General features: G+C 50.3%; 12 protein-coding genes. 2 read left to right on the plus strand and 10 right to left on the minus strand.

Annotation, left to right across the window (positions count from 1 at the left end; translation table 11 throughout):
• Window positions 1–50: 50 nt before the first annotated feature.
• The 8 genes from HXT52_RS04275 to HXT52_RS04310 form a co-directional block, all read right to left on the minus strand.
• Complete coding sequence (locus HXT52_RS04275) at window positions 51–2,939, minus strand: ATP-binding cassette domain-containing protein (protein ID WP_421775794.1); 2,889 nt, start codon at window positions 2,937–2,939, stop codon at window positions 51–53.
• A gap of 54 nt (window positions 2,940–2,993) precedes the next feature.
• Complete coding sequence (locus HXT52_RS04280; RefSeq protein WP_421775795.1) at window positions 2,994–3,602, minus strand: ECF transporter S component; 609 nt, start codon at window positions 3,600–3,602, stop codon at window positions 2,994–2,996.
• Window positions 3,603–3,980: 378 nt separating this feature from the next.
• On the minus strand, window positions 3,981–4,823 hold the full coding sequence (locus tag HXT52_RS04285; protein WP_421775796.1) for a DUF4191 domain-containing protein: 843 nt from the start codon (window positions 4,821–4,823) through the stop codon (window positions 3,981–3,983).
• 167 nt (window positions 4,824–4,990) lie between these two features.
• Complete coding sequence (locus HXT52_RS04290) at window positions 4,991–5,629, minus strand: DUF3043 domain-containing protein (protein WP_375169034.1); 639 nt, start codon at window positions 5,627–5,629, stop codon at window positions 4,991–4,993.
• Window positions 5,630–5,681: 52 nt separating this feature from the next.
• On the minus strand, window positions 5,682–7,049 hold the full coding sequence (locus HXT52_RS04295; RefSeq protein WP_116994867.1) for a dipeptidase: 1,368 nt from the start codon (window positions 7,047–7,049) through the stop codon (window positions 5,682–5,684).
• A 94-nt stretch (window positions 7,050–7,143) separates the two neighbouring features.
• The gene (locus HXT52_RS04300; RefSeq protein WP_116793841.1) at window positions 7,144–7,692 is read right to left on the minus strand and encodes a low molecular weight protein-tyrosine-phosphatase; all 549 of its coding nucleotides are present in this window, start codon (window positions 7,690–7,692) and stop codon (window positions 7,144–7,146) included.
• Window positions 7,693–7,751: 59 nt separating this feature from the next.
• Window positions 7,752–8,417 carry a dihydrofolate reductase gene (locus HXT52_RS04305; RefSeq protein WP_421775797.1) on the minus strand — a complete coding sequence of 222 codons (666 nt, stop codon included), beginning with the start codon at window positions 8,415–8,417 and terminating at the stop codon, window positions 7,752–7,754.
• A gap of 74 nt (window positions 8,418–8,491) precedes the next feature.
• Window positions 8,492–9,364 carry a thymidylate synthase gene (locus tag HXT52_RS04310; RefSeq protein ID WP_102694913.1) on the minus strand — a complete coding sequence of 291 codons (873 nt, stop codon included), beginning with the start codon at window positions 9,362–9,364 and terminating at the stop codon, window positions 8,492–8,494.
• A gap of 96 nt (window positions 9,365–9,460) precedes the next feature.
• Between HXT52_RS04310 and HXT52_RS04315 the strand changes: the two genes are divergently transcribed.
• Both HXT52_RS04315 and HXT52_RS04320 read left to right on the plus strand, forming a co-directional pair.
• A complete protein-coding gene (locus tag HXT52_RS04315) occupies window positions 9,461–9,880 on the plus strand; it encodes an OsmC family protein (RefSeq protein WP_421775798.1) in 420 nt (139 codons plus the stop codon).
• Window positions 9,881–10,018: 138 nt separating this feature from the next.
• The gene (locus HXT52_RS04320; RefSeq protein WP_421775799.1) at window positions 10,019–11,320 is read left to right on the plus strand and encodes a glycosyltransferase; all 1,302 of its coding nucleotides are present in this window, start codon (window positions 10,019–10,021) and stop codon (window positions 11,318–11,320) included.
• A 194-nt stretch (window positions 11,321–11,514) separates the two neighbouring features.
• On the opposite strand, the gene HXT52_RS04325 is transcribed toward HXT52_RS04320, so the two are convergent.
• Both HXT52_RS04325 and HXT52_RS04330 read right to left on the minus strand, forming a co-directional pair.
• Window positions 11,515–12,540 carry a universal stress protein gene (locus HXT52_RS04325; RefSeq protein ID WP_410296510.1) on the minus strand — a complete coding sequence of 342 codons (1,026 nt, stop codon included), beginning with the start codon at window positions 12,538–12,540 and terminating at the stop codon, window positions 11,515–11,517.
• A 111-nt stretch (window positions 12,541–12,651) separates the two neighbouring features.
• The gene (locus HXT52_RS04330; RefSeq protein ID WP_421775800.1) at window positions 12,652–13,368 is read right to left on the minus strand and encodes a C40 family peptidase; all 717 of its coding nucleotides are present in this window, start codon (window positions 13,366–13,368) and stop codon (window positions 12,652–12,654) included.
• Window positions 13,369–13,421 lie beyond the last annotated feature (53 nt).

Raw genomic sequence — 13,421 nt, forward strand, 5'->3', positions numbered from 1 at the left:
ACGCGCTGGTATCACGCGCTGGTATCACGCGCTGGTATCACGCGCTGGTATCACGCGCCGCCGAGGAAGGCGAAAGTTCCGAAGTAAAGCGCCGACGCAACCGCAATTAGCGGCACAATCAGGCAAACAACCAAAATCCACCAATCGCGCGCATGCACACTACTCACGCGAGCGTGCGAACGCGCCCCAACTCCCCCAAAACCGCGCGCTTCCATAGCCGTGGCGAGCGTCGTCGAACGTCGAATCGAAAGCACAAGCAGCGCAAACGACTGCGGGAAGAACGCCCTCACGCGATGCTCATCGCCCAAACCGCGCGAACGCCTCGACGCCGTCAGTGCCGCCCAATCATCCTGCAGCACTCCAAAAAGCCTAATTCCCGCCAAACCGCCGTACACGAAGCGATCCGGCAAATGCAACACCTGGCTAAAAGCATCCGCCAAATCGGTGGCGTCCATGCCAATCACCATCACAATCGACGGAATACCAATCGCCAAAATCCTAAGCGCGGTAGCAACGGCCAGCATCGCCGATCGGTCCGTAGCATGCATAAGCCACCACTGGAACCAAGTATTTCCGCCACTTTTGCCGTATAGCAACACGGTGAGCGCGGAAGTCGGCGCACCCACCCACACAGGCCAGGAAAGATAAATCACGCGCCACGGAGTAAGTTTAATGCACGCGAAAATCGCAAATTCCAGCACCAGCGCCACCGAAGCCGACACGCAATCAAGCGTAAAAATCAGCGGAATCGAAGCCGCGAACGCTCCAAAAATACGAAATACTGGATTCATCGACGCAATAAGCGGCGATCTGCTGGAAAGTTTCGGCTTTTCGCTGCGATTGTTGACGGCGCTCACTTTGATTTGCGAAATGTCGGTTGCGCCGGTGGTTGCGGAAAGCGCTTCGGAAGATTCAGAAGATTCAGAAGATTCAGCAGCTTCTGCACTCACTTCACCTTCAGCATCTTCCGTAACTTCAGCACTTTCAGCACCTTCAGTTTTCGCATCCGGAACAAGCTCAACCAAGCGCGCGTCCAACGCCTCAACCAGCTCGCGGTCGTGAGTCACCACAATAATGCTCACACCCTCGCCGCGCAAACTTGCAATCAAGCGAATAATTTGCAGCCAAGTTTTGCGATCCTGCCCAAAAGTCGGCTCGTCCAAAATCAGCACGCGCGGAGCCGCAGCAAGCGACGCCGCCACAGTCAGTCGCCGCTTTTCACCGCCCGAAAGCGTGTACGGATTCGCGTTCGCATAGCGCGCCAAACGGAATCGCTTCAGCAGCTCCTGAGCCTTCGCGCGCGCCTCATCCGCCGGAACTCCCGTGCGAAGCGGGCCAAGCATAACCTCGTCCAACACCGAACCGCACGCAAACTGATGCTCCGGATTTTGGAAAACATACGAAATTCGCTTCGCCAAATCCGGCGACTTCCACTTCATTGGATTCGCGCCGTTCGCGCCTTTAGCAAGAGCCTCGCTCGCCACAACCTCGCCGCTTACAGCCGGCAAAAGACCCGCCAAAGTTAGCGAAAGCGTTGATTTTCCAGTGCCGTTCGCGCCAACCAAAGCCGTAATCTGCCCGGCTCTAAACTCAAGATTGATGTGACGCGCAATCGGCTCGTTGCTGTGGCTGATTGCGAGATCCTTCGTAGAAAGCAGGACTTCTTCGTAGCCTTCTGACGGATTGCAGGTTTCGGAAGATTTACTTTCGGAAGATTTACTTTCAAAATAAGATTTTTCGGAAGATTTACTTTCGAAAGAAGTATCTGCAGAAGATTTTGCAGAAGATTTTACGTTTTTCTTGTAGCGCTCCGGAAGCCAAATACCCAGATCTTCAAAGTCCAAATCGGTGCGATTAAACACATCGTCCGGCGTGCCGTCCGCCACAATTACCGTGCGAGATGAAGCCGCGCGCGCAATATCGTCGTCGTGAACGGTTTCGCTGTTCGCATCTTTTCCGTTCGCATTTCCGTTCGCAGCCTCATCATTCTCAAGCCCAAGCACAACCACGCGATCAATCATTTCAATCCACGGCTCAGCGTGATGCTCCACAAGCACCATCGTGGCGCGTGTCGAATCCAAAACCGCGCGAACAGCGCCAACAATCTGCTGCGTGCCATCCGGATCCAAATTCGCAGTCGGCTCGTCCAAAAGCAGCACGCTCGGCTGCATAGCAAGCGCTCCAGCAAGCGCCAAACGCTGCATCTGACCGCCGCTTAAATGTGAAGTTGAACGATGCAACTGCAAGCCATCCAACCCAACTTTTTTAAGACTTTCGCGCACACGATCCCAAATCTCTTCGCGCGGAACGTTCATATTTTCCGGACCAAAAGCAACGTTATCGCCCAAACGCTGGAAAATCGCCTGTGCATCCGGATCCTGCAAAACAAGCCCAACCTTGCCTCGCGCGCGGCGAACAGGCACGCCGTCAACCAAAACACGACCCTCGCTCACGCCACCATCGGCATCTTCGACGAGAGTGGTTTGCTGAGATTTCGCGCTATTTTCTACGCTATCTGCGCTATTTTTCGCGCTATTTTTCGCGCTATTTTTCGCGCTATTTTTTGCGCTATTTTTTGCGTTATTTTCTGCACTATCTGCGCTATTTTTCGCGCTATTTTTCGTCACAAAATCATTGCCAATAAGACCAGCCGCACCGCTTAAAATCGTGGATTTACCAATGCCTGACGCACCCAGCAGCAACACGCGCTCTCCGGCCTTAATCGTGAGGTCCAACCCGCGCACAGCAAAAGCGCGACGAGAAGCATGACGATAACCCCAATGCTCAAAACGAAGTTCAGCGTTATTAGCGTTATTAGCTTTATTAGCGCTATCACTTGCATTACTGATAGCGCTATTAGCGCTGCTGTCACTATTGCAATCGCTTGAAGCTGATGGAAGGAAAGTTTCAGATTCTTGCGATTTAACAGCATCAGGCATAGTAAATCCTTTATGGCAATGATAGATTTTTAATTTTTGCGAATACTTTATTCGTTACTTTTCGCGGATTTCGCGACCGGACGCAAACTGATCCAACGCGCCGGTCTTAGCGATTCCCACATACAAGAACCACATCAAAATGCCTGCGATTACAATGCCGGAAACCACGGTGCTAACGAAGTATGGAAGACCGTACTTGCCGAATACGCTAACAGCCTGCAGCTTATCGAGGAAGGTGTAAGCCCAGCAGCCGATGCCGGTCAAAGCGCCGGAAAGAACCATGGTGCTCAAATTCCACTTCTTGTAAGCGAAAATAATGAAAGCAATTTCAGCGAACAAGCCCTGGAAGACTGCAATACCGAAGGTTGCAGCGCCACCCCACTGATTGCCCATCAAAGCTTCGAGCACACCAGCGACGACTTCAGCGTAAATAGCAGCGCCTGGCTTGCGAACGATTACTGCTGCCAAAGGAGCAGCGAAGAGCCAAAGACCGTTAATAATACCTGCAAAACCTGGAAGAATGCTGTTTAGTGCAGTCCATGGAACCTCACTAAAAATGGCAACAATCCAGTAAATAAAAGCAGAAACAACGCCAATTACGGAAGCAACTGCGATGTCTGCAACACGCCACTGCATGTTAATCTGATAATTTTCTTCTGACATAAAAAATGTGCCTTTCTTATTTTGTGTTGCAATGCGTTACATTGTGCGCAATGCAATATTTTGCGTTACAACGAAACCTTGCAACAGCTCTCAGGCACGGGAAAAACAGACCTCCGTGCGCCGGTATTACCCGGATTCACGTTCAAGCGGTTTTCTCTCAGCTTTGGCGGCGCGAGTAACGCGTCGGCGCAAAGCACCCGTGTCGATTGACGATTGTACGGCACTGTGCCGACGCCAGACATCCAAACGCGAGAAAAGTCCCTCACATTTGGAGCAAAATGACACAGATAACACTCCAAACGCGAGAAAAGTCCCCCACGTTTGGAGCGCCACACAACAATAAGTCTAAAACACTAGAATTTACTTAGTTTACTTAATTTACTTACCGCGCATCGCACGACGGCTTATGCGCTGCGGACGCGTCGGATCAATCCCCTTCGGAATTCCAAATCCGCTCTTGCTTTGCAGAGTGCGCAAGCGCTCGTTCAAAATCGCCAGCTCCGTCTTAGTAAGGAAGAATCGGCGGTTTGGATGAATCTTATTAAGCAGCGCAAACTTGTGATTTGACGGCTGCAAAGTCTTGGCGCGCAACACTTTTCCGCGCAATTCCTTAAGCTTCACCTGGTTTTCGCCATTGCCAACAGCCATACGGTATACAGGTATATTAGATCCCGCCGTAACGCTTCTAATAGCGTGCTCCTGGCGGTCCATCGCGTGCATCAAGCGCTCGTAATTGCCCTCGCCAACTAGGAAAATTCCGTTAAAACCGGTGCCGCGCCAAATCGCGTCCTTCGTGCGAGGATCAACCCACACCGGCTGCTGCGGGAAGGTAAATCCACCCTTGTTAATAGCCGAAACGATGCCAGCCGCCGCACTCGGGCGACCTTCCAACTTCGCGTAACCAACCTTATCCGCGCGCTTCGTAAGTACAACCGTAAACAGCAGCAAACCAACCATCACCGCTGTAACAATCATCATAATCCACGCAAAAATCGACCAGCGCAGCAGCAAACCAAGCACAATAGCCACAACTATTGGTGCTGCAAACGCCACAGACAGCCACAGAGGAAGCTGCTTATCGTCAGGATGCGTGTACTTATAAATGCGGATAATCTGCGAAAACATGCCCTGCATGCCCATCTTATTTCCGGACTTATTTGCGGATTTATTTCCTGACTGATTCGTGCTATGCGATTTGTCTTGTGATTTACCTTGTGCCATGCGTCTACCCCATGATATTCGCGTTATTTTGAGTATTCAAAATAATAATAGTAGGTTGTGCAAATATTAATAAATTTGCGATTACTATATTGCTTACTTTCGCTTACTTTCGCTTACTTTCGCTTACTATATTGCTTATTTTCGCTTGACTTCAGCTTGACTTCAGCTTACTTCGGCCAATTTCCGCGCTTTGGCGAACTTGGTTTCGGCAAACGCCAGCGTCGCATCTGCATAGCGCGGCTCCAAGCATACATGCCGGAACGCGACTGCTTCGACACCGCAACATCGCCATAACGACGCACAAGCTCCTTACGCAACTTTCGCCACATAATAAACATGTCGATCACGGAAGCAAAAAGATACGTGTACAGCAGCACAGCGAGCGCAATGTACACAATCACAAACCGCGAAAGCGCAAACAGGCATATCATAATCACAATTGCAAACGGCACGAAAAACTCGCCGATGTTAAAGCGCGCGTCCACGTAATCGCGAATATACACGCGCCACGGAAGCTGCTCAACCTTTGGCATATGCGCCAAATCACCCGTACGCATTGCTTCGTATTGGATATTTTCGCGCTGCCTGATTCTAGCGCGAGCCTGCTTTGCGCTGGCCTTGCGATCGGCTGGAACAAGCGGACGAAGATTTTGCGCTTGAGCCGCGTTGCGCTTAGGAGTTGGCGCGTTTTTTTCGCGGGATTTAGTTGCGTCGCTAGAAGTTGCGCTCTGCTGCTTCGATTGAGCCGAAGTAGCAGATGCGGCCTCATTGTTGGCAGATTTCTTTGCAAATGGATTCCATGTCATGTTTGCAGATTACTCAACAGACTAGACGCATAAGCGCAACGTAGAAACGAAATTACTCGCCCAATCGATCCAAAAGCAGCGCTTCCGTCACAATATTTCCGCGCAAACCAGAAAGCGAAATCGACTCGTTCGGGCTGTGTGCATTAGACTTAGGGTCTTCCGGACCCGTCACCAGCACCTGCGCCTTCGGGAAGATGCGCTGAAGCTCAGGAATAAACGGAATCGAGCCGCCCTCGCCCTTGTTTACCGGCTCCACGCCGAAAGCATCGCGCATAGAAGCGAGCGCATCCTTCGTTGCAACAGCATCCGGATCCATTGCCCAACCCATGCCGTTATCAATCGGCTCTGCAGTAACTTCCGCACCAAAAGGCGCGTGAGATACCAAGAAGTCGCACAACGCTTTTTGCGCTTCTTCCGGACGCTGCGAAGGCGCGGTACGAAGCGAAAGACGCAACTTAGTTTCGTGCGCAATCACATTAAAACTGCCCTCAACAGGATGTGCGTCCATGCCGATTACCGTCAGGCTTGGCTTAGTCCACATGCGCGCGGCGAGAGAACCGGTGCCTGCAAGCTTATAAGAATCGACCACGGAAGCGTCGGCGCGCACTTGTGCTTCGTCCAAATCGCGCTGCAAACCGCCAACCGGTTCCTGTGCTTCAATTCCAGGAACTGCCAAGTCGCCAGCTTCGTTGTAAAGCGAGGCAATAAGCATGGAAGCGAGCGTGTAAGCGTCCAAAATCGGACCGCCAAACTGTCCAGAATGCACTTGATGACCAAGTACTTTAACCCTTACATCCACGTCGGTATTTCCACGCAAACTCGTTGTAAGACTTGGGATTTCGGCGGACCAATTGCCAGAATCAGCCACAATGATTACGTCGGATTCGAACTCGTCTTTATGCGATTCAATGAACGGGATGAAGCTTGGCGAGCCCATCTCCTCTTCGCCTTCGATGAAAACCTTAATATTTACGCGCAAATCGTCGCTTAGTGCGCGCAAAGCTCCGTAGTGAATTGCGATTCCGCCGCCGTCGTCAGCTGAGCCGCGTCCGTAGAGACGACCGTCGCGCTCTGTGCCTTCAAATGGGTTGGTTTCCCACTCGGATGGGTCCGGCACTGGCTGCACGTCATGGTGAGCGTAGAGCAAAACCGTTGGCGCGCTTGGGTTTACGATACGAGAGCCGACCACTTCGAAAGCTCCTGGAGTGCCGTCCGGATTCGTGGACTGCTCGACGCGCGCGTCAATACCAACCTCACGCAATACCCCAGCCACGTATTGCGCGGACTTGCGCATATGCTCACCAGCAATGCCATTAGCCGACACCGCAGCCAGCGAAATCTTCTTATTCAGCACGGAAACCACGTCATTCCAGGCGTTTTGCACGCGAGCGCGCACGTCTTCGACAGCCAAATCTGCCATAAATCCTCCCAACTAAAAGCAACAGAGCGGTAATTGATACTTACAAAACTATATCTATAAATTATACCTATAAACTATATTCGCAAATCATGTGCTAAGCGCGCGCGATTCTACTTTCAACCCAATCGACTATGTAAGGCGCGCACTGTTCAACCTGATCCATCGCAACCTCAAACTCGTGCGGGCCGCCGTACCACGGATCTGCCAAATCGAGCATCATCTCGCGACCAGGCTGCGGCTTCGGAAGCTCCGGATCAAACGCGCGATACATGTGCACAAGATCGCGCTTTTGTGCAGGAAGAAGGCGCAAAAGCGAGTGCATGTGCGAAGCCGTCATCGGCAAAAACAGGTTCGTTTCCGCAATCTCATCCGCATCAATTCGATGCGCAAAATGCGACGCAGGAATCCTATACCCACGTTTCGTAAGCTCACGCTGTGCGCGACGGTCAATCGGATTTCCGTACTCTTCGTCGCTAACTCCGCTGGAACGCACTGCAACAACGTCGCCCAATCCCCTCAACTGGAACTCGTTGCGCAATACGATTTCCGCCATTGGCGAGCGGCAAATATTGCCAGTGCAAACTGTCATAACAGTGTATGGGTGACGCGCGTCGACCTTGATTTTGCTTGATTCTTCAGTCATGCTTCCTCGTTTATTTTGTTGTCTCGTTTATTTTGCGATTTTTTATTTTGCGATTTCGTTTACTGCAAAGGCTCATATACCATAAACCGGTATCGTGCAGGATTGCTTTCGCTTCCAACTTTAAGCGGCGCTTCATTAAACTCACCTTCGCGCGCAACACGCCATTTTCCTGCATCAACTAGCTCATGGATATTTGGAGCAAAGGTGTCTGCCGCAACTTTAGCGTCGATTTGCGTAACGTAAGCTGCGTCCGCGTGATAATTCGCAAGCATTTCGCGCAAAATCGCAGCGCCGCCAATAACCCAGATTGCGGGGCCGTCTTGAGGCGAGTCCTGAGTGGAATCTTGAGACAAGTCTTGAGATTCGCTTTCCTTATTTTCCAGCGCTTCCTTATTTTCCAGCCATTCGCGCGCGTAATCTAAAGCCGCATCAATGCTAGTAAAAGTACGCGCTCCATCTGCCACAAAATCCGGATTATGAGTAACCACAATATTTTCGCGGCCCGGCAGAGGACGGAATTTCGGAGGCATTGCATCCCACGTACCGCGGCCCATAATCACAGGGCAGCCGATCGTCATCGCCTTAAAATAGCGCAAATCCGGCGAAAGTCGCCACGGCATGCCGCCGTTCACGCCCATAGCTCCTGGCCTGCCGTCCAAACCGAAAGCCTCGCCCCAAATAAGTCGCACCGGGAAATTATTCAGCGCACTTACGCTACTTTCCATTTTCGCCCCCTAAAAACTAAATCAAGCCAAATCAAGCCGAATCATGCTCAATCAAGCAAAATAATTCGCAATTATCACACCGCAACCGGCGCTTTAATCGTCGGATGATGCTGGTAATCAACAACCTTAAAATCGCTGTAATCGTAATCAAAAATCGAATCCGCTTTACGAATTTCAAGCTGCGGATACGGGTATGGCTCACGCGAAAGCTGCTCAAGCACCTGCTCAACGTGATTGTCGTAAATATGGCAATCGCCGCCCGTCCACACGAACTCACCAGGCTCCAAACCTGCCTGCTGAGCCATCATCATCGTCAAAAGCGAGTAAGACGCAATGTTAAACGGCACTCCGAGGAACATGTCGCACGAGCGCTGGTAAAGCTGGCACGAAAGCTTGCCGTCGGCAACGTAGAACTGGAAAAGCGAGTGGCAAGGTGGCAACGCCATATGCTCAACTTCCGCAGGATTCCAAGCGCTAACAATCATTCGGCGAGAATCCGGGTGATTCTTCATAAGATCCAGCACGTTTGCGATTTGGTCAATCGTGCGATTCGGATTTTCCGCCGTAGGAGCCGGCCAACTCCTCCACTGAACGCCATAAACCGGGCCTAAATCGCCGTTTTCATCCGCCCACTCGTCCCAAATATGAACGCCGTTTTCTTGCAACCAGCGCACATTGCTCGAGCCTTTAAGGAACCAAAGCAACTCGTACGCAAGTCCTTTGAAAAACACGGTTTTCGTGGTGATAAGCGGGAAGTATTTACTAATATCGAAGCGGATTTGCTGGCCAAAAAGTGAGATTGTGCCAGTGCCGGTGCGATCTGATTTTAGAGTGCCTTCCGTAAGGATTTTTCGCACTAAATCCTCGTAAGGAGTTGGGATGCTGGAAAGCGGTTTTTGTGGGATGCGCGCGCGAATTGCGGCGAGTTCTTCTTCTGTTAAAGCCATGCTTCAATGGTAACAATTGCACGGTAAGAATTGGACTGTCGTGGCGGTAACAATCTGGCGTAAAATAGTTAGAGAAACAGTAGCAAAGGAGCAAAAATGTCTAGAAGATTATGGGTAGAGCGCAACGAAGACGGCACTTGGGAAGCAAAAAGCGAGGACGGCACGAGCCTTAAGTTTGGCCGCGGCGAAGGAATGTTTAACCCTGTTGAGCTGATGCAGATTGCTTTGGCCGGTTGCACCGCTCTTAGCAGCCAGTATGCGGCTGAGCAGGCGGTTGGCGAGGGTGCTGGAGCGCGAGTTGTGGTAAACGGCACGTATGATGCGGAAGAAGGAGCGTACTTGCGTTTTCAAGAAGACGTTACTCTCGACGCAACTTCGGCAAAACCTGCGTTAAGCGAGGAAGATGCGGCCGCACTTAAAGAGCGCATGGAACGTCATATTTCCAGGGGTTGCACGGTTAAACATACGCTCGAAAATGGGGCTAAAGTAAGCGTAAACGTTACGGTTCGCAGATAAAATAAGCCAAAAATCGCACCAAAATCACCCTAAAATCACCCTAAAATTCACCACATGTGGCACAATTGAATACACCAATTGAGTACACGAATTGAGTACACAAGATACTTGCGCAATATTGACGCTACGCATGCATGTATGCAACCGGAGGAAACTTTGAAAATCGCTATTTTTACCGAAACGTATCCACCGTACATAAATGGCGTAGCAACACAGTCCTACATGCTCAAAAAAATGTATGAAGAGCTTGGTCACGAGGTGCTTGTGGTCACGGTAGGCTCCGAAAAACAGCGCAAAACCAAGCTTGAAGACGGCGTCGTCTATGTGCCTGGAATCTTACTTAAAAAGCTTTACAAGTATCGCGTGGCGCTTCCGATTGGCCACATGCGAAAGCAGCTGCCGCTTAAATTCAAGCCGGATGTTATTCATATTCAAAACGAATTCGGAATTGGCGAAATCGGCTTGGAAGTTGCGAAAAAAGAGCATATTCCTGTTATTTACACACTTCACACAGAATACGATAAATTCCTGTTTTACATTGGTTTGAAGCATTTTACTGAGTTTTCACGCAGCCTTTCGGCGAAATATTTTATGCGATTCTCGAAAAATGCCACAATTATTACGAGCATGTCGGCTAAAGCGCAGGCTTATATTGACCGTCAGAAGGTAGATAAAAAAGTTGTTGTGCTCAACAATGCCGTGGAATACAAGCAGTTTTTGCCAACGCCTGAACGACTTGCCTTCCGTAAATCTTTCCGCGAAAAATACGGCGTTTCGGATTCGACTAAGCTTTTCGTTTTCGTAGGAAGAATTGGTGCAGAGAAAAATATTTCTGAGCTTATTGACAACTTTATGTATTGCGATTTTCCTCGCGAAAAAGCGCGATTATTTGTGATTGGCGGCGGCCCAGATTTAGAATCGTTGCGCGAGCGCGTAGCTTCTAACGGTTTTGACGATAGAATCTGCCTTCTCGGACCTATTTCGCACACGGAAATTCCAAAGTATTTGCACGCGATGGACTACTACACAACCGCCTCGCTTTCCGAAATGCACTCGCTTTCTATGCTCGAAGCAATGGCTTCCGGACTGTTTGCGCTTGTGAAGCACGATGTGCCGAACGAAAACCAGATTATTAGCAGCCAAAACGGGTATCAGTGGGATACTCGCGAAGATTTTAAGGCGGTTTTTAGCAAGGTTTTGAATATGAGCGAGGCTGAGCAGGCTCAGCTTAAGGCGAATGTGCTTGAGTATTCGAAGAATAACGATTTTAAGAGTCAAGCGCTTGAGTTGCTTAAAATTTATGAGCGCGCAATTGAGATGAATAAGAAAGATCTCGCCGAAAAGAAAGCGAAGCGAGATGCAAGGCGTGCGCGTTTTATGCTAAATAAGCACGCAAATACTGAGGCGGAGTCTAAAGAGACGCAAGAGACGCAAGACTAGACGCTATCACGCTCCAAATGTGAGATAACGCTCGCACTATAAGCGCTCGCTTACGAAACTCGCGTTGGAAGTCCACTGGACTTCCAACCTAAGCGAGTTTCCGCTCCGAGTTGCTTTCGCGCGCACTGTGCTGCGCTCAAGCATGTCGTCGCGCCCGCGCGGCAACGCGAACGCACTATAAGCAGATTGTTGTATTAACGCAGCGGATCAATCGTCTGCTCAATCTCCTTGGCCGCTTCTGCCCCAGCCTTTGGAACATCAACCTCACGCACGCCAGAAATATCGTCAATAGACGCATTCTCGCTTTGCTTTTGAGCAGCCGCAACCTGAGCCGCACTAAATTCCACATACTTTCTTGGAACAACGTACACAGGCCTCGAAGAATGCTGCAGCAAGCCCTGGCTAATCGAACCAAGCAAAAGCCCAGTAAAACCGCCGCGGCCTCGCGAGCCAACAACCACAAGATCATGATTCAAGCTAGCCTGAGTCAGCGCATCAACAGCAGAGCCAGGCACAACAGTTCGGTGAATCTTCAAATCCGGCAAACGTTGCAAAATCGGCTTCACGCGCTCCTCAAGATCGTCCATATAAGATCCCATAACTGCAGTGTCTCCCTCAGCACCCTGCACGCTTGGAACCGCGGAAATAACATCCAGCTCCGCATTCCAGCTATCCGCCAAATTAGCGGCAATTTCCAGCGCTTTAAGACCCCACTTCGATTCGTCCGAACCCACAGCCACGCGCGAAATCGTGTTATTTAAGTGTATTCGCTGACCATCGTCGTCTGTGTAAGGCACAACCACGATCGGGCAATACGCGTACGCCGGCAACGAAGAGCTAGTTGTTCCAAGCAAACGCTCCGCCAAGCCGCCTTTACCACGGTTACCGATCACAATAAGCTGATAATTGCGCGAAAGCTCCACGAAAACCGACGAAGGGTCGCCTGTAACAATCAGAGTAGTTGCGTCAACGCCCTGCTCAAGCGCCACAGCTTTAGCTTTTGAAAGAATTTCTTGCGCATCGTGATGAGCCGCGTTATCGTCACCAATCGCAGTATAAGTAGCATCAAACGAAACCGCCGCATAACTCGGCAAAGAATACGCGCAAACAATTTGCAACTGTAAGCCTGCATGTTTTGCGTAATTTGCAGCCCACCAAACTGCCTTATAACTCGCGTGAGAGCCATCAACTCCAACTAAAACAGCTTTTTCGGGAATCATCGCCAACCTCCTCATACGGGCACTTGTGGCAGCAGCGTCACTTGTGCGCAAACGTATTTACTATTGTAGCGTAATTTTAGATTGATTGCTCGCAAGTTTTGCGATATATAACTACAAGACGCGACGAATAGAATATCCACCAGGGAAAACGTAGCGGATTGGATCGTACTTAGTGCCGGCAAGCTGGGAATTAATTACCATTCCGTTACCAACATAAATAGAAGCATGCTGACCGTTGGCAATAATATCACCCGGCTGTGCTTGATCAAGGCTTGGGATTGGAGTTCCAACAGTTGCCTGCGCGCCAGAAGTACGAGGCAAAGAAACACCAACAGCCGCAAAAACGTACTGCACGAAGCCGGAGCAATCCCAGCCAGCAGGAGTTGTACCGCCACTGCGATACGGAACCTTACCTAAGAATTGCGTAGCGAAATTAAGCAAAGCCTCAACAGACTTACCGTTTGGCGGCACAATATTAGCCTGCTGAACAGGCTGAACGCCACCACGGTACTCAGAACGGCTTGCTGCAGCTTCATAAGCGTTTCGCGCGGCAGCAGCGGCAAGTTCGCTAGGAGTCTTAGTTTGAGGAACGTTTAAGCTTTCAATCCCACCCCAATGGGAGTTGGAATCTACATCAGTAGAGGTAGATTCAGTCAAAAGATCTCGACGCACACTCGACATCTTTGGGAATGAGCGCGTTGAAGTAACAGCCGCCTGCTCTAACGCATGCGAAGAATCTGCCATGGCAATTGGAGCCATAACAGCAAGCATTGAAGCCGCAGTGACTGCTGATGCAATAACTGAAAAAATCTTACTGTGATTTAACATACTTTTAGAAGTTTAACACTATGCTGTTACATGCGCGTTTGGCGCACAATTTC

The organism is Gardnerella sp. KA00288, from assembly GCF_049244085.1.
Lineage (GTDB): Bacteria > Actinomycetota > Actinomycetes > Actinomycetales > Bifidobacteriaceae > Bifidobacterium > Bifidobacterium greenwoodii.

Bases quoted from the DNA above. Each gene is read 5' to 3' on its own strand.
- HXT52_RS04275 (WP_421775794.1), bottom strand. From the start codon at position 2,939: ATGCCTGATGCTGTTAAATCGCAAGAATCTGAAACTTTCCTTCCATCA.
- HXT52_RS04280 (WP_421775795.1), bottom strand. From the start codon at position 3,602: ATGTCAGAAGAAAATTATCAGATTAACATGCAGTGGCGTGTTGCAGAC.
- HXT52_RS04285 (WP_421775796.1), bottom strand. From the start codon at position 4,823: ATGGCACAAGGTAAATCACAAGACAAATCGCATAGCACGAATCAGTCA.
- HXT52_RS04290 (WP_375169034.1), bottom strand. From the start codon at position 5,629: ATGACATGGAATCCATTTGCAAAGAAATCTGCCAACAATGAGGCCGCA.
- HXT52_RS04295 (WP_116994867.1), bottom strand. From the start codon at position 7,049: ATGGCAGATTTGGCTGTCGAAGACGTGCGCGCTCGCGTGCAAAACGCC.
- HXT52_RS04300 (WP_116793841.1), bottom strand. From the start codon at position 7,692: ATGACTGAAGAATCAAGCAAAATCAAGGTCGACGCGCGTCACCCATAC.
- HXT52_RS04305 (WP_421775797.1), bottom strand. From the start codon at position 8,417: ATGGAAAGTAGCGTAAGTGCGCTGAATAATTTCCCGGTGCGACTTATT.
- HXT52_RS04310 (WP_102694913.1), bottom strand. From the start codon at position 9,364: ATGGCTTTAACAGAAGAAGAACTCGCCGCAATTCGCGCGCGCATCCCA.
- HXT52_RS04315 (WP_421775798.1), top strand. From the start codon at position 9,461: ATGTCTAGAAGATTATGGGTAGAGCGCAACGAAGACGGCACTTGGGAA.
- HXT52_RS04320 (WP_421775799.1), top strand. From the start codon at position 10,019: ATGCAACCGGAGGAAACTTTGAAAATCGCTATTTTTACCGAAACGTAT.
- HXT52_RS04325 (WP_410296510.1), bottom strand. From the start codon at position 12,540: ATGATTCCCGAAAAAGCTGTTTTAGTTGGAGTTGATGGCTCTCACGCG.
- HXT52_RS04330 (WP_421775800.1), bottom strand. From the start codon at position 13,368: ATGTTAAATCACAGTAAGATTTTTTCAGTTATTGCATCAGCAGTCACT.